Origin of the sequence: Xylanibacter muris, assembly GCF_013166605.1 — a bacterium.
Taxonomy (GTDB): Bacteria; Bacteroidota; Bacteroidia; order Bacteroidales; family Bacteroidaceae; genus Prevotella; species Prevotella muris.
Genome location: NZ_JABKKF010000015.1, coordinates 47706 through 68663, shown reverse-complemented (window position 1 = coordinate 68663; position 20958 = coordinate 47706). Strand labels below are relative to the sequence as shown.

Below are 20958 nucleotides of genomic sequence, written 5' to 3'. Positions count from 1 at the left end.
GAGAAGTTAAGCCCGTCTGCGCCGATGGTACTGCACTGCAATGCGGGAGAGTAGGAGGCCGCCTTCTTTATTTTAATCCCCGGACACTAATGAAGTGTCCGGGGATTTTTTTTGTGTCTGTGTGTCCCATTCTGCTGCAGTGCCGTTTTTTGTGTCTGTATGTCCCTGCCTGCTGTGCCCTTCGGCAGTGCCGTTTTTTGGCTCAGTAGCAAATCAGTGGAGATATGATATTGTGGCGGGTATCGTGTGGGAATATACGTATTGCCGTGGGGAGAATTCCCGTATTGCCGGTGGATACATCCCCATGTAGGGACATCGCTTCGCGATGTGTCCGGTGTAATGTATGCTACAAATATAGCTTGCTCATTAAGGGATATTGCCGTCTGACACGTGCCAAAGGCACGTCCCTACTTGTTGGATGCTCATGTGGGGATTTCTCCGCTCCTTCAATGAATGATGGCACATATTATACAAACCATGATGTATATTATACCCATTGCAGATTCGGAATGTTCCACATACCCATCCTTTCTCTCTCCGAAAGGGAGTCGGAGAGGTTGTTTGGCACGTGTCTACTTTGGGCGTTGGGAGGGAATGCGGGAACCTTATGGTTTGTATTTTTTTTCATGCGTATTTTTTCATGCTTTTCATGTTGTTTGAGATAAGTGATGTGGTACAATAATAAATGTTTTTTTTCGTTTATTATTTATGCAATGGACAGATAGAATCAGACAGGTAAAGATATTGTTGGTTGTGGCAGCTTTCGTCATAGCAATAATATCTTTGTTTACATCCCACTTGCTCGTTAATGACATGTCTAAAGAAGAGCAGAATAATATGAAGGTGTGGGCTCAGGCGTTGCATGCTCTGAATAATGCCGATGAAAATACAGACTTGTCTCTTGTTTTAAGTGTGATTCAGGGTAATAATACTATTCCTGTAATTGTATTGGATAAAAATGGTAATGTGATGGACTATCGTAATATTTCCATTGATGCTTCAAATTCAGATGATTCTGTGAAGTATGTTGCAAAGTTGGGGAATAGTTATTATAAGTCCGGTCAGTTTATAAAGATTGATATTTCAGACGGTTCAGACTATCAACTGGTATGCTATGATGATTCTATAATGCTGAAACGTCTTGCCTATTATCCTTATATACAGTTAGGCATAGTGTTAATATTCGTTGTTGTGGCTATATTTGCATTGCTTTCGTCTAAGAGGGCAGAGCAGAATAAGGTTTGGGTCGGACTGTCAAAGGAGACTGCTCATCAGTTAGGGACACCTATTTCAAGTTTGATGGCATGGACAGAGATATTGAAGGAAAGTTATCCTGACGACGGGCTTATTCCGGAAATGGATAAAGACGTGAAACGGCTTCAGCTTATTGCTGACCGTTTTTCAAAGATAGGTTCTTTGCCTGAACCTGTTCCAACCAGCCTTAATGAAGTTCTTGACCATGTGATTGATTATATGGACCGCCGTACTTCAAAGAAAGTCATGATGGTTAAGAATTTTGCCGATGGAGATATTACTGTATGTATAAGTCAGCAACTTTTTGAGTGGGTGATAGAGAATTTGTGTAAGAATGCAGTCGATGCAATGGAAGGAGAAGGGGTTATTACATTTAATGTTGAAGAGACACCGCAAAAGGCCATAATAGAAGTTACCGATACTGGTAAGGGGATAAAAAAGAAAGATATTAAGAATGTGTTTACTCCTGGATTCACGACAAAGAAACGTGGCTGGGGACTTGGACTTTCTTTGGCCCACCGTATTGTGGAGGAATATCATAAGGGAAGAATATTTGTGAAATCATCGGAAGTCGGTATAGGTACAACTTTTCGCATAGAGTTAAAGAAGTTATGACTATATTGAAAGGAAATACTTTTGTAATGAAATACTGTATCGGGAAATCTTCTTTTTGTTATCTGCTAAAATATAGTAAAAAGCGTCTCTATGGCGGTTTTTTCCATTAAAAAATGTGTGTATGTCAAAAAATATAAGTACCTTTGCAGCCCGAAGATTGTGCTATGTTTAGTTTAGACGACTTAAAAATAGACTTAAAGCGGCTGAATGATGGTGAGACATTATTTACATATAGTCTCGACAGCAGTTTTTTTGCGGCTATAGATGCTCCTGACGTTAGGAAGGGCACTGTGGTCGTGAGTCTTGCTATACATAAGACAGCAGAGCGTTATTTTGAATTAAACTTCCATATAGAAGGTGAGGTCATTGTTCAATGTGACCGTTGCCTTGATGATATGACGCAGGCCATAGAAAGCGATAACAGGCTAATGGCGAAATATGGTGAGGAATACTCAGAGGATGATGACCTTGTGACCGTTGCAGAAGATGAAGGAATTTTGGACGTCGCATGGTTCATCTACGAATTTATAGATTTAAGCCTCCCCCTCAAGCACGTTCATGCCCCTGGTAAATGCAATGTTGCTATGATTAAAATGCTTGAAGAGCATTCATCTACCCGAAGTAGTGATGGGGATGATAAACCTGTAGATCCGCGATGGAGTGGATTGGAAAAATTAAAGAATAATATTTAAAGATTAAAAAAAATGGCACATCCTAAAAGAAGACAGTCAAAGACTCGTACACTTAAAAGAAGAACTCATGACAAGGCTGTAGCTCCTACATTGGCAGTATGCCCGAACTGCGGCGCTTACTACATCTATCACACTGTATGCCCTACCTGCGGTTATTATAGAGGTAAGGTCGCTATTGTAAAGGAAGAGACAGCTGAATAATGGAAAGAATTAACGCGGTAATCACCGGTATAGGAGGTTACGTTCCCGATTACGTCCTTAATAATGAGGAGTTGTCGAGAATGGTTGATACCAACGACGAGTGGATTATGACGCGTGTGGGTATCAAGGAACGCCGTATACTTACAGAAGAAGGTCTCGGTACGTCATATATGGCGCGTAAGGCAGCCAAGCAACTTTTGCGTAAGACAGGGGTTGATCCTGATACGATTGACGCCCTCATTCTTTCTACTTCTACCGCTGATTATCAATTTCCCTCAACAGCATCGATTGTTCTTGGCAAACTTGGTCTGCGTAATGCTTTTGCGTTTGACTTGTGGGGTGCTTGTTGTGGTTTTTTGTATGCTCTTGATGTAGCTGCAAATATGATTCAGAGCGGTCGGCATAAAAAAATTATCGTTATAGGTGCCGATAAGATGTCATCTGTGGTTGATTATAAAGACCGCAGCACTTGCGCGCTTTTTGGTGACGGTGCGGCAGCTGTACTTCTTGAGGCAACGACAGAACAGAATATAGGTGTTATGGATTCTTATTTCCGTACAGACGGAAAGGGTCTTCCTTTCCTGCATACTAAGGCAGGAGGTTCTGTTTGTCCGGCATCGCATTTTTCTGTTGACCACCGTCTGCATTATCTGTTTCAGGAAGGCCGTACTGTGTTCCGTTATGCGGTAACAAATATGAGTGACGATTGCGCCCTGATAGCAGAACGCAATAATCTTGACAAGACCAATATTGCGTATGTGGTGCCTCATCAGGCAAACATGCGTATTATAGAGGCTGTTGCCAAGCGTCTTGACTTGCCTATGGAGAATGTTATGGTTAATATAGAGCATTATGGTAATACCAGTGCTGCGACCATACCATTGGCTTTGTGGGATAATGAGAAGAATTTGAAGAAGGGTGACAACCTTATTTTCACAGCTTTTGGTGCTGGTTTTGTACATGGCGCATCTTATTATAAGTGGGCTTATGACGGAGCAGAGGCTTCTGCTGTAAAATAGCCGATTTGTAATAGATATTAATATCTTATAAACTCAAGGGACATGCTTTCTTAATGAAAGTATGTCCCTTGTAGTTTTGTTGTATTTGTTCAGCATAGATGCTTTCTTTGTCTGTAAAAAACTAAAGTTATTATTGGGTATGTCAAAAAAAAACTATAATTTTGTAAGCGAATATACATTTTTATCATGCATAAAGCAGGATTTGTAAATATTGTTGGCAATCCCAATGTGGGTAAGTCAACACTGATGAATCAACTTGTCGGTGAAAGGATTAGTATTGCGACATTCAAGGCACAGACTACAAGGCATCGTATAATGGGGATTGTTAATACTCCGGATATGCAGATTGTATTTTCGGATACCCCGGGGGTGCTTAAGCCTAATTATAAATTGCAGGAGTCCATGCTTGCATTCTCTGAGTCTGCACTTCAAGATGCGGATGTTCTGTTGTATGTGACTGATGTCGTGGAGAATCCGGAGAAGAACAAGGACTTTCTTGATAAAGTTGTGCGTATGCCTGTGCCTGTATTGCTGTTGATAAACAAGATAGATCAGAGCGAGCAGTCGAAACTTGGTGATATTGTCGACAAATGGCATGCATTACTCCCAAATGCCGAGATTCTTCCTATTTCCGCAAAGAATAAGTTTGGAGTTGATATATTACTTAAGCGTATATATGAACTGTTGCCGGACAGTCCTCCTTATTTTGAGAAAGACCAGTTTACTGATAAGCCGGCCCGTTTCTTTGTAAGTGAGATTATACGTGAGAAAATACTTCTTTATTATGACAAGGAAATACCTTATTCCGTAGAAGTCAGGGTTGAAAGCTTTAAGGAATCGGATAGCCGTATACATATCAATGCTGTAATCTATGTTGAACGCGATTCACAGAAGGGTATTATAATAGGGCATCAGGGCTATGCCTTAAAGAAGGTCAGCACAGAGAGCCGTAAGTCTCTGGAGAAATTTTTCGGTAAGAATGTCTATTTGGAAGTGTTTGTAAAGGTGGATAAGGATTGGAGAAATTCAAAGGAAGAACTTGACAGTTTCGGATATAATCTGGTGTGATGTTTACCGGACAGGAGGAAGCAGAGAAATCTTTTTCGTGAAGACATTTAATAGAGTTTTATAATTGAATTAATAAAAACATCGGTTTAGGAATATGGTATTTTTCTTTATTCCTTATTAATATAAATATATTTATGGCAAATTTAGTAGCAATAGTAGGACGCCCCAATGTGGGCAAGTCTACACTTTTCAACAGGCTGACCAACTCGCGCCATGCTATTGTCAGTGATGAGGCCGGTACCACCCGTGACCGCCAGTATGGCAAGTGTGAATGGTGTGGCAGAGAGTTTTCCGTGGTCGATACAGGCGGATGGGTTGTGAATTCGGATGATATTTTCGAAGAGGAGATACGTAAGCAGGTGATTATTGCCACGGAAGAGGCTGATGTCGTTTTGTTTCTTGTGGACGTGAATAACGGTGTGACAGATCTTGATGCCGATGTAGCAGAGATTCTCCGCCGTTCAAAACTTCCGGTTATTCTTGTTGCAAACAAGACGGATAATAACGAGCAGCAATATTATGCCGCTGAATTCTATTCCTTGGGACTTGGCGAGCCTATATGTATCAGTGCGGCAACGGGAAGCGGTACGGGTGACCTGCTTGATATTGTGGTAAAAAAATTGAAGACAGACGTCTCGGATGTCACTGAAGACGGTATACCGCGTTTTGCTATCGTAGGACGTCCGAATGCAGGAAAGAGCAGTATTGTAAATGCTTTTATAGGTGAAGACCGTAATATCGTGACAGAGATTGCCGGTACAACCCGTGACAGCATATATACGCGTTACGATAAATTTGGATTTGATTTCTACCTTGTAGATACTGCCGGTATACGCAAGAAGAATAAAGTGACGGAGGATCTGGAGTTCTATAGTGTCATGCGTTCGATACGTGCAATAGAGAACAGTGACGTATGCATACTGATGATTGATGCCACCAGGGGTATTGAGGCTCAGGATATGAATATATTCCAGTTGATTCAGAAGAATAATAAAAGCCTTGTAGTGGTGGTGAATAAGTGGGATTTGGTAGAGAACAAAGACCAGAAGGTCATAGACACGTTTGAGAATGCCATCCGTAGCCGTATGGCTCCGTTTGTGGATTTCCCGATCATTTTTGCATCGGCAGTCACCAAGCAGCGTATATTCAAGGTTCTTGAAACAGCCAAGGATGTGTATTTGCATCGTAAGGCAAAGATTGGCACCACCAAGCTCAATGAGGTGATGTTGCCACTTATAGAGGCATATCCGCCACCATCAATCAAGGGAAAGTACATAAAGATAAAGTACTGTTCGCAGTTGCCGAACACTCAGATTCCGTCATTTGTGTTCTATGCGAATCTTCCGCAGTATATAAAGGAACCGTATCGTCGTTTTCTTGAGAACAAGATACGGGAGAATTGGAATCTTTCAGGTACGCCTATAAACATATTCATACGTCAGAAATGATGCGTTTGTTTCAAATACTATGTATAATCTTTGCCGTTTTTGCCGTTTCATGCAAGGAAGAAACCTCTCCGGAAGAGCTTGCGGCAAAAGCGGCAAAGATTTATTATGAACATCTTTTTTCAGGGAATTACTCTGAATATCTTTCCGGACTTGATGGAACAGACAGTATTCCTGAAAATTATCGTGAGCAGTTGCTTGTAAATGTAAAACAATTCGTTGTATCACAGAAAGCTATTCACAATGGTATAGGTGAGGTACGTGTATTAAGAAGTCAGACAGACTCTGTTGCCGGATACACGAACGTATTTCTTTTGCTTTGCTTCGGTGACAGTGTGAAGGAAGAGGTTGTCGTACCGATGGTGGAACGTGACGGTGTGTGGAGAATGAAATGATAAAGCCGTCTTTTCGTATGTTTACAACAACAGCCTTACAAAATTCATGAATTTTGTAAGGCTGTTGTATGTTTTTGGTATGTTGTTCGTGTGGAAGTTGAAGATGGAAAGGTAATTTTTCCATAGTGTCGCACAATTGTTAATCTTGTTTAAACTATAAGGGACGGTATTCAACGGAGTTTGCTGTTTTTTTTGTTTTTTATTACCTTTGAATAATTAAAACTAAAAACATATCGCCTATGTAGCATAACAGTTATAAAGACATAAGATAAAGAAGCGTTAGCTTTATTCTTGTTTTCTTGAAAATCGCCAAAAAAGAAAGAAACATTCAAGAGTAAAAGTTGATGCTCACGCCTATGGCGTGGGCTTTTACTTGTTTGAATGTTTATGGTGTTTGGCGATACCTCAAGAAAACAGACAAAGTAACAGTCCGCGCTTTTTTGTTGTCTGTTTTTTATGGTATGGACTGTATAAAATAATTAATGATAAAGATAAATTAAAAAAATAAAGAAATGAGAAAGTATTTTAGTTTTATTATAGTGTCTGTTCTGGTATCTTTGCCTTTGATTTTTACAGGATGTTCTGATGATGAAGATGATAGTGGTAATGTTATTTGTACGGCATCCGACATTGTGGGAACCTGGCGTTGCCTCAGTTCTTATGAATGTGAAAGAATAAATGGAAAAGTAGTGGAAGAGTATATAGATGAAGAGGTAGGATCTTTTATGACCATTACCCAGACAGGCAATAAGCAGGAAGGAGTTTTGGTTTCTCAATCTGTCACCGGAGAAGTCAATAATGTTTTATGGAAACTGAATAAAGGAATTCTTTATGAATTAGTAGGTTCTGATGATGAAGAAGAAGATGATGAGCCGGAGTGGATTCCGTTTCTGATAAAGGATTTTACAGGTGATAGGATGACACTGTTATTTGAACGTGCGGATGGTCCATTTTATATTTGTAGTAAGACGGTGCTTGAGCGTGTTAAATAACTTATTGATAAGCGTTATTATTTAGATAAATGATGATATCGTAAGTACCCGTCATGCCTGTTGAGGGTGCTGCAAATATGGTGTTGCAGCACTTTTAACAGGCATTATTCTTTCCCCTTTACCGCTGCCCGCATTTTTTTCAGCAGGTCGCTTGCAAATATAAAGTCTGTAAGTCTTTCATTAGTACTGTTCATTATGTCGGCACTTATGCCCTGCCATTCTTTTTTTCCTTCATAGATGAAAATAATGTTTTCACCTATACCCATTACAGAGTTCATGTCGTGAGTGTTGATGATAGTTGTGATATTGAATTCATGTGTGATACTGTGAAGCAAGGCATCTATGACAAGTGACGTCTTTGGGTCGAGACCTGAGTTTGGCTCATCGCAGAACAGGTATTTGGGGTTTAGTGCTATGGCTCTCGCTATTGCCACGCGCTTTTGCATGCCTCCGGAAATTTCGGCGGGATATTTCTTTTCTGCATCCACGAGATTCACGCGGTCAAGGCAGAAACGTGCCCTTTTTATTCGGTCTGTAAGATTCATGGACGAGAACATGTCGAGCGGGAACATTACGTTTTCCAGTACAGTGAGAGAGTCGAACAATGCTGCACTTTGAAAGATCATTCCCATTTCCCTTCGAAGCATGATCTGTTCTTTTTTCTCCATGTTGACAAAATCGCGCCCGTCATAGAGCACATGGCCGCTTGTAGGAGTCAGAAGTCCCACGAGATTCTTTACCAGTACGGTCTTTCCCGAACCGCTTTGGCCTATTATAAGATTTGTCTTTCCGCTTTCAAATACGGTGCTTATATCTTTGAGAACGTCCTTGTCGCCAAAAGATTTACAAAGATTCTTTATTTCAATCATGATATGTTCCGGTTTGTTGAAAATTTAACTTAGCAACTGCGTCAGAAACACGTCTGAGCACAGAATCAGTACACTGCTGCTTACCACAGCGTCTGTGCTGGCTTTTCCGACATTAACGGAGCCTCCCTCTACCGTGTATCCATAGTATGAAGGCACGCTGGCGATTATAAACGCGAAGAATGTGCTTTTTATTATACTCATCCATACAAACCATGCGTTAAACTGATGCTGGAGTCCGAGTGTGAGATCTTCCGGAGACAGCACCTGTCCGATGTATGCCGTGGCGTATGCTCCGAGAATTCCGGTAGCGGATGAAAATATCACGAGGAAAGGCATAATGGTGATTAATCCGAGAATCTTGGGTAGTATAAGGTAGCAGGCCGAGTTTACTCCCATTATATCTAAGGCGTCAATCTGCTGTGTGACTCTCATTGTTCCTATTTCCGATGCAATGTTCGAACCCACTTTTCCTGCAAGAATCAGGCACATTATGGATGAGGAGAATTCCAAAAGCATAATTTCACGGGTTGTGTATCCTGTTACCCATCGTGGCATCCACGGGCTTTGGATGTTCAGTTTCATCTGTATGCATATCACCGCTCCTATGAAGAATGATATGAGAAGCACTATACCAATCGAGTTGACCCCAAGCTGTGCCATTTCCTTTATGTACTCCTTGAAAAACATTCTCATGCGTTCAGGCTTCTGGAATGTATGTCCCATCAGAATGAGATAACGTCCGAGAGTGTTCAGAGATTTTTCTATCAGCATTGTCGTTGTTTTTTTGTTGTTGCTACATCATGTATAATATCTGTGATGTATTCTAATCTTTATGCAAAGATACGGCAAAATCCATTAAAAACTATAACATTGATAATAGTTTTTAAGAATATGTACGATATTGAGCGGCAAATTTAGTATTTTTGCATTTCGATTGTACCGACGGCACATCGTGTATTGTTGAAGTGATATGATGCTGTCGGATAAATGTTTATGATATGAGCGATAGTGTGCATAAGAATAATCAGGAAATCTGTGACGGTGTTCCTTTTGCAATGCCGATAACGGGTGATGACGGGGCTGTGCTCTGTGCGGATAATCTCGTGAAGCGGTATGGCAAGCGTACGGTTGTCAATGATGTGTCGTTTACAGTCAGGCAGGGAGAGATAGTCGGGTTGCTTGGGCCTAACGGTGCAGGAAAGACAACGTCTTTTTATATGACGACAGGACTTGTTGTGCCTAACGGTGGAAAAATAACCCTTGGCGGTGTCGACATAACCAAGGATCCGGTTTATAAACGTGCCCGTGTCGGTATCGGTTATTTGGCTCAGGAAGCGAGCGTGTTCCGTAAGCTTAGTGTTGAAGACAACATAATGGCTGTTTTGGAGATGACCGGTCTGACGCGTGCTGAACGGTTGGATAAACTGGAAACGTTGCTCAATGAGTTCCGACTTCAGAAAGTACGTAAGAATAAGGGCGACCAGCTGTCCGGAGGAGAGCGGCGGCGTACAGAGATAGCGCGCTGCCTTGCCATCGACCCCAAGTTCATCATGCTTGATGAGCCTTTTGCAGGTGTAGACCCTATTGCTGTTGAAGATATTCAGCATATTGTGTGGAAGCTTAAATACCGTAACATCGGAATTCTCATTACCGACCACAATGTTGAGGATACGCTTTGTATCACAGACCGTGCATATCTTCTTTTTGAGGGAAAGATACTTTTCCATGGTACTCCGGAAGAGCTTTCCGAAAACAAGATTGTGCGTGAGAAGTATCTTACGAATAGCTTCGTATTGCGTAAAAAGGACTTCTTCATGTTGGAGGAGGAAAGAAAAGCCAAGGAGGCGGAGGAAAAGAGTTTTTAGATTAATAATGTGAATTCGTTCAACTTTTCATCATTTCCCGACCCTATTGGACCTTATGGAAAAAGAGTAAAGCCACTTGGATAGACGCATTAAACCGGTATCCGTGTGGCTTTACTTTGCAATAGCGAATTACTTTACCGTTGTGGGCGGTCATTCTTTTTTCAGAACCTTTTTAACGGTATTTCCCTTACGTATTATATATATGCCGTCAGGCATGTTTCCTGTTGAAGATACTTTACTGCCGGAGATGGTGAATATTTCCATCGGAGCGTTGTTCCCTGTAGTTATAGGCTCAATGCCGTCAGGGCCGCTGACGCCTCCTCCCACTGTCAACGGGTTCGAGGCTATGCTGAGGCTGTTCCCGCTTCTTGCCCTTACAACCAGACTGTATGAGTTTTTCATGTCAAGTCCGTTGAATGTGTATTCAAGAACGTTGCCGATGTTTCTTTCATTATATTCCGGTAATGGAGTGTGGATGAAAGGATGGCATCCGAGCATAATGTCATCTATATATATAGTTCCTGCATTGCGTTCGAAGCGTATTCTTATGGAATCGGATTTGTCAAATGTACTTTCCAATATTTGTGCGTTGTTTGGAAGTTCATCCGATGATAAGGACTTGACATTGCTCCATTCTCCGTTTGCATATCTTTCAATATGAATCGCTCCTTTAAATGAGGTGGTATGATGTGTCCAGAATCTCAGTGCGGAAATTTTTGTATCAGGGTAGGCAAATGTAATGTAGCTTCCGTTTTGGTTGAAACGCAGTGACGGTGCGGCCTGTCCGTAATAATTGGCTACAGACGCGTATGTTCCTCCCTTGTATTTCCATGAATCCGGCATTCCTCCGTCTTTGTCTGTGAAGTCATATCCCATTTCCGTAGTATTATTCTCGTCAATGCTTAGCAGGCTGAGTGTCACTTCATAACTGTCCGCGTGGTCCACGATGTCCCAGCCGGCGGTGAAACTGTTGTTGCCGGTGTTTTTTACTATAAGGTTTTCCACAATGCGCTTTTCGAACGCAAGCTTTTCCGTACGTGCCGATAAACTTGCATCTTCGGAAGAGTATGAGCCTCTTTCTGCAGATAAGGTTATGATATATTCGGTGTCAGGCAGAAGGCGGTCCAAAGTGTATTCTTCATCATTGTATAATACAACATTGCTGTATTCATTGAGCGGTGTTCTTTCACCGTTCTTTACGATATACGCATTCATTATATACTTATGTGCGATTATATCTTTGTGCCATCTTATTGTGATACTGCTGTCCTTCACTTCCGATATCTTTAGTTGCGGGGGCGTAATCCTGTAGTTCAGACCACTTACCATAAACCTTATCGTGTCGTTTTCCTCGCTTATGCCGTCAATACCGAGCGGTTCTGTCTCGTTCCATGCCGTCATTGTCCATTCCGTTATGTTTGAGGTTCCCGGAAACGGGTCACCGGATATGCTGTTTTCCGTGCGCTTGTTGTCCGCCTCTACTATATCCACCCTCTGATGGCTTGCCTGTATGTTTACCGTGTTCTCATTCCATACCTGCTGGTCTTCGTCTATGTGCCACATTAGCATTCCATGCCAGGGAATGTATTCATCCCATTCTTTCTGCTGTCTGTTTTCCAAAATGAAATATTCATTTTCTTTTCCGTTCACAGATATTCTGTAAGCTTTCTTGCTTTTATTCAGTTCGGGAAGCTCAGTGAACGGTTCGGAAATGTTTGAGCTCAGTTCTATGGGTTCCTGCCATCCGAGAGCAAAGCGTTCGTATGCTGAGAATGCGGGAGGTGTGTTCCCGTTATTGTTGTAAGATCCGCTGTCCATTGTGTCCCATGTTCCAGGAGTGAATGTAAATGCACCGTAAAATATATCGTAAAGGTCGGGCAATCCAAGCACATGTCCGAATTCGTGCACAAATGTTCCTATCCCCACGGGGTATTGAGGTCGTGAGCCGTCAATCTCCTGACTTGTGGCATAGCGGCTGATATGCACCCCGTCAAGTATCAGTGGAATGTCGGTCAGTTCCTCCATTAGTGCCGAGTGCGGCCAGATGGTGTTTGTTCCTCCACCGTCCGCCTCGCCTTTTCCGGCATAGAAGAAATATATGTTGTCTACATATCCGTCATTGTCCGTATCGTATTTCGAAAAGTCTATTTCTCCGTCAAGCTTCTTACAGGCCTCGGAGAATCCCTCCATAAGGTGTTTGATATTGTCGCTTTCATTGTCGTCAGGACTTCCGTAGTAGGCTTGGTTTCCGGATAGTTTTACCGGCCCGTATACATCGAATGACGGTCTGTATAATCCGTTTGACGAGTATTTGTAGAAATCAGCCGCACTTCCGTTTGCTCCATTCCCGTTGGTGTATCCTTCTTTGTTCAACATGTCACAGAAGAATTGTTTGGGATTGTTGCCCGTCCTTGTGAAACTTACGTCATTGAATTCAAGAAGTATCACCAATGACGGCTTGTCGCCTGTTGTCGGAATGTCGGATATCCTTATCCTGCTTGCACTGTTTTTGTTATTAGTGCTTGTCTTGCCTTTTCCCGGGTATGCCCCTTTCCTTGCGATCGTGGATTTGCGGTTTTCCATGGCCGCATTCATAATCTTGTCCGCATTCTGTGAGCGTAGGAATGATTTTGCAGCGGTATTGCGTTTCTGAGCGTCCGCGGCAATGATGCCACTGCCGGTTATCCTGCCATTTTCCAGTGCCGCATATTCATAATTGCCTGTTGTAGGGTTCTGGTATAGAGGATAGCCGTCGGTTGTAAACGCGAGATGTCCCCGTTCGTCACCTTTAAGTCTTATCGTGATGAAAGTCCCGTCAGCCTGCCGCACCTTTATCGGATACGGAAAGGCAGGAACAGCAACGGCTGCCTGCGGTATGCAGACGGCCGTTAGCATGTTTAATAGAAAATTCCTAAGTTTCATTAACTATGGTGTATTTATTCCTTTTTATTTGATGACAACTTTGCATGACGTCTTATTGCCGTTAGCGTTTGTTGCTACAATCACATAAACACCATTTCTGATAGAATCTGTGCTTACTGTGTCACCTGATACGAGCAGATGCCGTGTGCCGTTGATAGAGTAAACCGCAATCTTGTCTGCGCCTTCTGCAATGATTGTGCCTTCTGTAACGCGTATCTTCATGTCGTTATTTTCCGCAACGGTGTTTGATATTCCTGTTGTCTCGTTCACCTTGCATACTGCGGTTATGTTGCCGGCTTTTACTGTGACTGTTGCCGGTGCGTCTTTCTTGCAGCTTATGCGCAATGTGGCTTTGTTGTCTTCTATTTCTGTAATCTCAACTTCTGCGATTTCAGAATCTGATGTAAAGACTTCAATGTCATCGGCGGATGTACCGTAAACGGTAGCGGTTATGTCGTATGTGGCTCCCGGCTGTACGGTGATGTTGCTGTTGCTGAGCATAATGGCTTTTGCTGTATTTTCAAAGTAAAGTATTGGCAGGTCGCCATATTCTTTCCATGGGGCTGCGGATGTCTCTCCGTAATTGTAGTTGACAGACGTCAGGAAGCTTTTGTTTAGTTCGCTTGCAGTCTTTGTCGCACCTTCCAGACCGGTCTCGTCATCAGACTCAATGGCCTTGCCGCCTACAGTCACGGTATTCAGGGCGTAGTTGCCGTCTAATCCGTGTTCTATGTCCTCGCTGCCTTCCTTGTCGGCTATTGTCCTGCCGGCAACACGGTGCACGGTGGCGTCTTTAGCTTCTTCTGCAGGTATGTAAATGTCGGCATTGACTATACAGTGACGTATTACGGTGTCTTTGTTATTCTTCCAGTCGTAGTTTCCTTCAAGAGACCCGGCTATGCCACCGGCATGCAGACCGCCCCATTTTGTAGGTTGATTTGCGGTTATCTTGCCCTCGGCTATGCAGTTTTCGATAATGCCTCTTGCCTCGTTGTCACCGACGATTCCTCCTACGGTGTTGTTTGCCGTAAGGGTTACCGATGTGTGGCAGTTGCGTACTTCACATCCACGGCTTGTGCTTCCGGCTACACCCCCAAGTGTATTGTCGGCTGTATAGCTGCCGCTTGTGGCACATGATATAATGTTGGTGCTTGTTTTTGTCTCTCCTGAAATTCCTCCGACGCATGATGTTCCGGCTGCCATGATGTTACCGTTGAACGAACAGTCTCTGAATTCAGAGAAATAGGTCGCGTTTCCTGTCAAGCCTCCCACAGCAGGTGTTGCCATGCCTGTAGGCTCTTTTATGTCTGCATTCACTACATGTACATTGGTGATTTTTGTTTCAGTGGCAGTTCCTGCAATGACACCTACATAGTTGTTCGCATTTGTAATATTGATTGTCGGGTTGACTATTGTCATGTTCTTTATTTCAGAACCTACATTTGCGTACGAGAATAATCCTGATTGATACAGGTCGCTTTCTATATTCAATCCGTTGATAGAGTGTCCGTCACCGTTGATTGTTCCGGAGAAGTTCTCGATTGGTGACCAGCGGCTGCCGGAATAGAGCATCTCGATATCATTGGCTAACTTATAATGTGCGTTAGTCTTTTTGTTTATTTGCATCATGTCTCCGGCAGATGAAATGAGATACGGGTTTTCCGGTGTACCGTCTCCTCCCTTTTCAAATGACGTGAATGGAAGACTGTAGAACTGTGTCTGATATGTTCCGTCCTCATTGTTGGTTGACATGATGTACAGGCTTGAGTTTATCGGGGTATGCGCGAAAATACCAGCCATAGTGAGGGATTTTCCTTGTTCGGCCTCAAACCTCTTAATGATTGTGCCGTCTTCTTTTCCTACATAATATACGTTTTGCAGTTCATATTCGCTTGCTCCGTCACGTCCTTCCTTGGAAAGGAAGATGTATTCCAGTTCATCGTCTGTGTTGAAGATGTACGGATTCATTGTTTCATTGGTTATGTACGGAGAGAACATCTGCGAGGTGGGGCCGAGATTGAAATTTGTAAATCTGTCAAATGATAGATCCGGGTTAATCCACATCAGTCTTGCTATCGTATTCTTGTTGTCGTCAGTATCGGCATGTGCCATCTTTATTACATATTGATAGCTGTCGCCTTTAGGATAGCGGTTGATGGGTAATGCGATGTTCTCATTGTTTATTCTTGCAGGTATTATTGTTTTTTTCTCGCATGAGGGAATGTCCACCATTGCAACCTGCTGTTCGCCTTTCGGTGTTGTCTGAAGGAACATCATTTGTTCGCTTTGTCCTTTTATGCTTGTCATCTGTGACCATGTGTCTTCCACTACATTGTCGCATATAGTGTTTATTAACTTACCGTCGCTGTCATAGACGTTGAATGAGAAGTTGTAGGAATCCGATGATGAGATATAATCGTAGAATGTGACAATGTAGTTGAACTTGTCGTCTCCGGAATAGTAGCCTTTTGTGAAGTCTTTAGAGGAATAGCGTCCGAAAGCTGCAAAGCGGTAGTATGCGTTTGACGGAGTCACCATAGGAATGGAAACGGAATCCACACGGTTGAACTTTTTGTCGAAAGTCTCGATTATGAAAGCGTTGTTTTTTGTAGGCACAATGTCTTCATCCATGCTTGTGCCTTCCTCATCATATCTTTGCTTGTAATGTGCCAGGGCATAATAAGGAGTGCCGTCGATGTTGAATGTATTGATGAAAGGTCCGTCGCTGTAGTTTAGCAGGTCAAAGTCCATTGTGAAAGTATGTTCCAGTTGGGCTCCTGTCTCTCCCCATGTGCCCGGCCTGTAGATTTCAGCCTTCGGCATTTGCTTTACGGTACCGTCTTCGCTTTTTACAGTGCTGTTTAAGTCTATGAGAATGAAACGCTGGTATATATCGTAGCCTTTTGAAGTATCGAAAATATCACCGCTTCCTATGTATTCGCCTATTTTTGTCCCGTCCAGTCTGTAGATATGTGTGTGGTCTGTGCCTTGATAGTTGTTGTCTTTGTTTCCTGTCTGATGCAGGTAAACCATTATTTCGTATGTTTTGCTGTCGTTGTCGAAAAGCTTGTTTGTTATGATGCCATGAGGTTCTATCATGTTCACATCGATGCCTTCCGGCACTTTTGCATAAATATCGCCTACAAGCTTATGGTTGTCGTCATAGACTTTGATTTCTGCGCCTTTGTATTTGATCTGGGGATATCCGTTGCTCATGTCTACGGTAATATCAAGATCCTGTGTGTAGTACCAGTTTGATTTTCCCGGTGCGGAAAGCCATCCGAAAGTGACGGACGGTTCCGTTGTTATAACGGCAGGTTCTTTTCTTGCCTTTACCCATGGCGCATCCTGTATTGTATATGGCATTTTAAAACCATCATTCTGTGAGGATGCGTTTCCAAAAATGTTTTTTGACGGAGCCGTTCTTTTTACTCCGGTTTTCCTTTCAATAGCATTGGCGTTTGTGCATAGAAATGCACCGGCCATGATAATTGATAATGCTAATGTAGTTTTTCTACTCATGTCTTTTGTTTTTTATGATATTAATAAATATTCGTAATTAAAGCGTGTTTTTTGTGTTGTGAAAATATTTGGTTGTCATTTTGTTACACTGTGTATGTGAAAATACGGAGTATTAAAGGGCACATATAATCCTGCCATAACTATATTTTTGCAAAAATAGTAAATAAAATCAAGATGTTATATGGTTTTAAAGTCTCTTTAATAATAATTAACCGGATGCTTTTCAAAGCAGGATTCCGGAAAGCGCGGAATTTATATTAGTGTCAGGTCCGGACAGTTTGCCATTAAAAGAGCGTTAAATGCCGGCCGACAAAGCGCGGACAGCAAATGTTAAAAGTGTATTTGGGCTACATACACTCTGTATTTAGCCAAAATACACTGTGTATGTAGCCTACGTACACTCTGTATTTAGGCCAAATACACTTTTAACATTTACTGTTCACCATCCACGTCCATGATGGTTTGAGCCAAAGGAGGATATACCGTGAAACCTCTTTGTGTCCTGTCTGTATTTGATGGTGCGGAATCCGCTGTTAATGGCTCAAACGTTAAAATTCTGTAATCATTAGGCTTTTACATCATTTATCTTTAATTTTGCACTCCAAAATTATAAAAGTGCATATAAATAATAATTTTAAAGATGAATATAATATTTGAAAATCCCGATAAGGTGAACGGACTGATGACTGTTACCGTAGAGCAGGGAGATTATCAGGCAGATGTAGACAAGGCTTTAAAGGATTATCGTAAGAAAGCAAATGTTCCGGGCTTCCGTCCCGGCCAGGTGCCGATGGGTTTGATTAAACGTCAGGTCGGTACTTCTGTGAAGGTGGATGTGGTAAACAGATTGCTTGGCGAGAAGATGTATGAATACATCCGCGAAAATAAAATCCAGATGCTTGGCGAGCCGATGCCTAATGAAAAACAGGTGCCGCAGGATTTCAAGACAGACGGGCCTTTTGAATTTATTTTTGATATTGCCGTGGCTCCGGAACTGGATGCGACTCTCACCGATAAGGATACCGTTGACTACTATAACATTGATGTTGATGATAAACTGATTGATCAGCAGGTTGAAATGTTCCAGTCGCGTGCCGGCCATTACGATAAGGTGGAAGAGTACGATCCTGCACAGAATGATATGTTGAAAGGCGATTTGCGTGAGTTGGACGCCGACGGCAATGCAAAGGAAGACGGTGTGGTTGTAGAGTCAGCCGTAATGATGCCGGAATATATCAAGGTTGATGAGCAGAAGGCTCTTTTTGACGGTGCCAAGCTCGGAAGCGTGATTACATTCAACCCGCGTAAGGCCTATCCGGAGAACGATGCGGAACTGACTTCTCTTTTGAAAATAGACAAGGAGGCGGCAAAGGACATGACATCAGACTTTACATATCTTGTTACCGAGGTGTCGCGTTTTGTAAAAGGAGAGGTTAATCAGGAACTTTTCGACCAGGTGTTCGGTAAGGATGAGGTTAAGGATAAAGAGACTTTCCGTAAGAAAATCGCGGAAGGAATCAAGTCGCAGCTGGCCAATGACAGCGATTATAAGTTCCTTACGGATTTGCGTAAGTATCTTGAAAACAGGGTAGGTGAGCTCCAGTTCCCCGACACGCTTCTCAAGCGTCTTATGATGAATAACAATAAGGATAAGGGACAGGAATTTGTCGAGTCCAATTATGAGGCAAGTGTGAAAGAGTTGAAATGGCACCTTATTAAGGAGCAGCTTGTTGCCGCCAACGGTATAAAGGTTGAAGATAAGGATATAAAAGACGTGGCTGTACAGGTTGCACGCATGCAGTTCGCCCAGTATGGCATGTCAAATGTTCCTGATGAATATCTTGAAAACTATGCTGACAGCATTCTCAAGGATAATAAGAATATTGAAGGTTTTGTTGACCGTGCCATAGATATAAAGCTTATTGCGGCCACGAAGAATGTCGTCAAGCTTAATGAGAAGAATATTTCTTTGGATGACTTCAATAAAATGATGCAGGAGAAATAATTTTTTTCGGAAAAAACCTCAAATTATAAGGAGGTTATCAACTTTTTTATTAACTTTGTTCCTATGAACAGTATAAAAAGGTTGATAACCTCTTTTTTTATCCTGTTTTAAATCAAAATATGACAATATATTTATGAAAGATTTTAGAAAATATGCCACAGGGCATTTGGGAATTAATGGTTTGGTTTTTGATGATGTGATAAAATCACAGGCCCAGTATCTCAATCCGTATATACTTGAGGAACGCCAGCTAAATGTGACACAGATGGATGTTTTCTCAAGACTGATGATGGAACGTATAATTTTCCTTGGAACACAGATTGATGACTATGCGGCCAATGTCCTTCAGGCGCAGCTGCTATATCTTGATTCGACAGATCCCGAAAAGGACATCTCCATATACATTAACTCTCCGGGCGGAAGCGTATATGCCGGTCTGGGTATTTATGACACCATGCAGTTTATTTCAAGTGATGTCTCCACGATATGCACAGGCATGGCTGCATCCATGGCCGCAGTGCTCCTTGTGGCGGGCACCGAAGGCAAGCGCTATGCGTTGTCGCATAGCCGCGTGATGATACATCAGCCGCTTGGAGGAGCGCAGGGGCAGGCATCGGATATTGAAATAACAGCCCGTGAGATACAGAAACTGAAGAAAGAGCTGTATACCATAATATCGGAACATTCGCATACCGATTTCGACAAAGTGTGGGCCGACAGCGACCGTGACTATTGGATGACAGCAGCGGAGGCGAAGGAATATGGCATGATAGACAGCATCTACATCAAGAAACCGTGCATGGAGAAAAGTGTGACGGATAGCATTAAAACAGAAAAGACGGATGAAGAAAGTTTGTAGTTTCTGTGGAAAGACAGAAGCGGAAGCAAATGTACTCATGACAGGTATTAGCGGATATATCTGCGATTCATGCGTACAGCAGGCTTACAGAATATTGGACGAGGCCGGCGCTTTGATGCCTGAGGTGAAAAGCAGCGGGAAATTCAAGATAAAGAAAGTGCCCAAGCCAAAGGAGATAAAGGCATATCTTGATGAATATATAATAGGTCAGGATGAGGCCAAACGCTATCTTTCCGTGGCGGTGTATAATCATTACAAGCGTCTGCAACAGCCGGAAGACCCCGACGGTGTCGAGATTGAGAAAAGCAATATCGTCATGGTCGGAAGTACCGGTACGGGAAAAACCCTTCTGGCACGTACGATAGCCAGGCTTCTTGATGTGCCTTTCACTATAGTCGATGCCACGGTATTTACCGAAGCCGGGTATGTCGGTGAGGATGTTGAAAGCATATTGTCGCGGCTGTTGCAGGTGGCTGATTATGATCTTGAGGCCGCCCAGCGGGGAATAGTGTTTATTGATGAGATAGACAAGATTGCGCGCAAGAGCGACAACCCCTCAATAACGCGCGATGTGAGCGGTGAGGGTGTGCAGCAGGGACTGCTGAAACTGCTTGAAGGAACTATGGTAAACGTTCCTCCCAAGGGCGGACGCAAGCATCCTGACCAGGATTATATACATGTCGACACCCACAATATACTGTTTATATGCGGCGGGGCTTTTGATGGTATAGAGAGAAAGATAGCCCAGCGACTGAACACCCACGTGGTGGGTTTTAACTCTGTGCGTAACGTACGCGGTATAGACAAGGGAAACATGATGAAGTATATCCTTCCCCAGGACCTGAAATCGTTCGGGCTTATTCCTGAGATAATAGGCCGTCTGCCTGTGCTTACTTATCTGAGTCCGCTTGACCGTACCGCATTGAGAAACATTCTGTCTGAACCGAAGAATTCCATTATCAAGCAGTATGTGAAACTTTTTGAAATGGATGGTATAAAGCTTACGTTTACAGATGAGGCACTTGATATGATTGTGGATAAAGCCGTGGAATATAAACTTGGCGCGCGTGGATTGCGTTCTATCGTTGAGAGTGTTATGAACGATGCTATGTTTGAGGAACCCTCCACAAGGTCAAGGAAGTTTAATGTTACCGGTGACTATGTGAAACGACAGCTCGACAAGTCCTTTCTTGACAAGATGAATGCATAGGGCGATTTCGTTAATAACAGATAAT

The 20958-nt window shown here is 42.7% G+C and carries 17 protein-coding genes; 12 read left to right on the top strand and 5 right to left on the bottom strand.

The genetic code is table 11. From position 1 onward, the window contains the following. Positions 1 to 487 precede the first annotated feature (487 nt). Complete coding sequence (locus HPS56_RS12205) at positions 488 to 628, bottom strand: hypothetical protein (RefSeq protein WP_172277089.1); 141 nt, start codon at positions 626 to 628, stop codon at positions 488 to 490. 80 nt (positions 629 to 708) lie between these two features. Between HPS56_RS12205 and HPS56_RS12200 the strand changes: the two genes are divergently transcribed. The 8 genes from HPS56_RS12200 to HPS56_RS12165 all read left to right on the top strand — a co-directional run bounded on the left by HPS56_RS12200 (position 709) and on the right by HPS56_RS12165 (position 7681). Next, positions 709 to 1869, top strand: a complete 1161-nt coding sequence (locus HPS56_RS12200) for a sensor histidine kinase (RefSeq protein WP_172277086.1) — start codon at positions 709 to 711, stop codon at positions 1867 to 1869. Positions 1870 to 2033: 164 nt separating this feature from the next. Next, positions 2034 to 2561 carry a YceD family protein gene (locus HPS56_RS12195; RefSeq protein ID WP_172277083.1) on the top strand — a complete coding sequence of 176 codons (528 nt, stop codon included), beginning with the start codon at positions 2034 to 2036 and terminating at the stop codon, positions 2559 to 2561. 12 nt (positions 2562 to 2573) lie between these two features. Further along, positions 2574 to 2762, top strand: a complete 189-nt coding sequence (rpmF, locus tag HPS56_RS12190) for a 50S ribosomal protein L32 (protein ID WP_094381446.1) — start codon at positions 2574 to 2576, stop codon at positions 2760 to 2762. After that, positions 2762 to 3781, top strand: coding sequence for a beta-ketoacyl-ACP synthase III (locus tag HPS56_RS12185; RefSeq protein ID WP_172277080.1), 1020 nt, complete (start codon positions 2762 to 2764; stop codon positions 3779 to 3781). Before rpmF ends, HPS56_RS12185 begins: the two co-directional genes overlap by 1 nt. A 186-nt stretch (positions 3782 to 3967) precedes the next feature. Then, positions 3968 to 4849 carry a GTPase Era gene (gene era / locus HPS56_RS12180; protein WP_172277077.1) on the top strand — a complete coding sequence of 294 codons (882 nt, stop codon included), beginning with the start codon at positions 3968 to 3970 and terminating at the stop codon, positions 4847 to 4849. A gap of 134 nt (positions 4850 to 4983) precedes the next feature. Then, positions 4984 to 6297: a ribosome biogenesis GTPase Der gene (gene der / locus HPS56_RS12175; RefSeq protein WP_172277074.1), complete on the top strand. Its 1314-nt coding sequence runs from the start codon at positions 4984 to 4986 to the stop codon at positions 6295 to 6297. Further along, positions 6294 to 6689 carry a hypothetical protein gene (locus HPS56_RS12170; RefSeq protein WP_172277071.1) on the top strand — a complete coding sequence of 132 codons (396 nt, stop codon included), beginning with the start codon at positions 6294 to 6296 and terminating at the stop codon, positions 6687 to 6689. Before der ends, HPS56_RS12170 begins: the two co-directional genes overlap by 4 nt. A 512-nt stretch (positions 6690 to 7201) precedes the next feature. Further along, positions 7202 to 7681 carry a hypothetical protein gene (locus HPS56_RS12165; protein ID WP_172277068.1) on the top strand — a complete coding sequence of 160 codons (480 nt, stop codon included), beginning with the start codon at positions 7202 to 7204 and terminating at the stop codon, positions 7679 to 7681. Positions 7682 to 7785: 104 nt separating this feature from the next. On the opposite strand, the gene HPS56_RS12160 is transcribed toward HPS56_RS12165, so the two are convergent. Then, the gene (locus HPS56_RS12160; protein WP_172277065.1) at positions 7786 to 8550 is read right to left on the bottom strand and encodes an ABC transporter ATP-binding protein; all 765 of its coding nucleotides are present in this window, start codon (positions 8548 to 8550) and stop codon (positions 7786 to 7788) included. A gap of 24 nt (positions 8551 to 8574) precedes the next feature. Further along, positions 8575 to 9321, bottom strand: coding sequence for an MlaE family ABC transporter permease (locus HPS56_RS12155; RefSeq protein ID WP_172277062.1), 747 nt, complete (start codon positions 9319 to 9321; stop codon positions 8575 to 8577). 284 nt (positions 9322 to 9605) lie between these two features. Here HPS56_RS12155 and lptB point away from each other — a divergent pair, with 284 nt between their 5' ends. Next, positions 9606 to 10415, top strand: a complete 810-nt coding sequence (gene lptB, locus HPS56_RS12150) for an LPS export ABC transporter ATP-binding protein (RefSeq protein WP_253952470.1) — start codon at positions 9606 to 9608, stop codon at positions 10413 to 10415. Positions 10416 to 10565: 150 nt separating this feature from the next. Here the strand turns inward: lptB and HPS56_RS12145 are convergent, their stop codons facing one another. Both HPS56_RS12145 and HPS56_RS12140 read right to left on the bottom strand, forming a co-directional pair. Then, complete coding sequence (locus HPS56_RS12145) at positions 10566 to 13337, bottom strand: M6 family metalloprotease domain-containing protein (RefSeq protein ID WP_172277056.1); 2772 nt, start codon at positions 13335 to 13337, stop codon at positions 10566 to 10568. A 24-nt stretch (positions 13338 to 13361) separates the two neighbouring features. Then, entirely contained in the window at positions 13362 to 16859 is a 3498-nt protein-coding gene (locus HPS56_RS12140) for a GLUG motif-containing protein (RefSeq protein ID WP_172277053.1), read from the bottom strand. A 640-nt stretch (positions 16860 to 17499) separates the two neighbouring features. Between HPS56_RS12140 and tig the strand changes: the two genes are divergently transcribed. The 3 genes from tig (at position 17500) to clpX (ending at position 20933) form a co-directional block, all read left to right on the top strand. After that, entirely contained in the window at positions 17500 to 18864 is a 1365-nt protein-coding gene (tig, locus tag HPS56_RS12135; protein WP_172277050.1) for a trigger factor, read from the top strand. A 133-nt stretch (positions 18865 to 18997) separates the two neighbouring features. Next, positions 18998 to 19723: an ATP-dependent Clp endopeptidase proteolytic subunit ClpP gene (gene clpP / locus HPS56_RS12130; RefSeq protein WP_172277047.1), complete on the top strand. Its 726-nt coding sequence runs from the start codon at positions 18998 to 19000 to the stop codon at positions 19721 to 19723. Further along, on the top strand, positions 19707 to 20933 hold the full coding sequence (gene clpX, locus HPS56_RS12125; protein ID WP_172277044.1) for an ATP-dependent Clp protease ATP-binding subunit ClpX: 1227 nt from the start codon (positions 19707 to 19709) through the stop codon (positions 20931 to 20933). Before clpP ends, clpX begins: the two co-directional genes overlap by 17 nt. The last annotated feature ends 25 nt before the right edge of the window (positions 20934 to 20958 follow it).

What these genes read in the sequence shown, in the direction of transcription:
- HPS56_RS12165 (WP_172277068.1), top strand. Translation starts at nt 7,202, where the DNA reads ATGAGAAAGTATTTTAGTTTTATTATAGTGTCTGTTCTGGTATCTTTG.
- HPS56_RS12200 (WP_172277086.1), top strand. Translation starts at nt 709, where the DNA reads ATGCAATGGACAGATAGAATCAGACAGGTAAAGATATTGTTGGTTGTG.
- HPS56_RS12160 (WP_172277065.1), bottom strand. Translation starts at nt 8,550, where the DNA reads ATGATTGAAATAAAGAATCTTTGTAAATCTTTTGGCGACAAGGACGTT.
- era (WP_172277077.1), top strand. Translation starts at nt 3,968, where the DNA reads ATGCATAAAGCAGGATTTGTAAATATTGTTGGCAATCCCAATGTGGGT.
- rpmF (WP_094381446.1), top strand. Translation starts at nt 2,574, where the DNA reads ATGGCACATCCTAAAAGAAGACAGTCAAAGACTCGTACACTTAAAAGA.
- clpP (WP_172277047.1), top strand. Translation starts at nt 18,998, where the DNA reads ATGAAAGATTTTAGAAAATATGCCACAGGGCATTTGGGAATTAATGGT.
- HPS56_RS12170 (WP_172277071.1), top strand. Translation starts at nt 6,294, where the DNA reads ATGATGCGTTTGTTTCAAATACTATGTATAATCTTTGCCGTTTTTGCC.
- HPS56_RS12195 (WP_172277083.1), top strand. Translation starts at nt 2,034, where the DNA reads ATGTTTAGTTTAGACGACTTAAAAATAGACTTAAAGCGGCTGAATGAT.
- HPS56_RS12155 (WP_172277062.1), bottom strand. Translation starts at nt 9,321, where the DNA reads ATGCTGATAGAAAAATCTCTGAACACTCTCGGACGTTATCTCATTCTG.
- der (WP_172277074.1), top strand. Translation starts at nt 4,984, where the DNA reads ATGGCAAATTTAGTAGCAATAGTAGGACGCCCCAATGTGGGCAAGTCT.
- clpX (WP_172277044.1), top strand. Translation starts at nt 19,707, where the DNA reads ATGAAGAAAGTTTGTAGTTTCTGTGGAAAGACAGAAGCGGAAGCAAAT.
- lptB (WP_253952470.1), top strand. Translation starts at nt 9,606, where the DNA reads ATGCCGATAACGGGTGATGACGGGGCTGTGCTCTGTGCGGATAATCTC.
- tig (WP_172277050.1), top strand. Translation starts at nt 17,500, where the DNA reads ATGAATATAATATTTGAAAATCCCGATAAGGTGAACGGACTGATGACT.
- HPS56_RS12145 (WP_172277056.1), bottom strand. Translation starts at nt 13,337, where the DNA reads ATGAAACTTAGGAATTTTCTATTAAACATGCTAACGGCCGTCTGCATA.
- HPS56_RS12185 (WP_172277080.1), top strand. Translation starts at nt 2,762, where the DNA reads ATGGAAAGAATTAACGCGGTAATCACCGGTATAGGAGGTTACGTTCCC.
- HPS56_RS12205 (WP_172277089.1), bottom strand. Translation starts at nt 628, where the DNA reads ATGAAAAAAAATACAAACCATAAGGTTCCCGCATTCCCTCCCAACGCC.
- HPS56_RS12140 (WP_172277053.1), bottom strand. Translation starts at nt 16,859, where the DNA reads ATGAGTAGAAAAACTACATTAGCATTATCAATTATCATGGCCGGTGCA.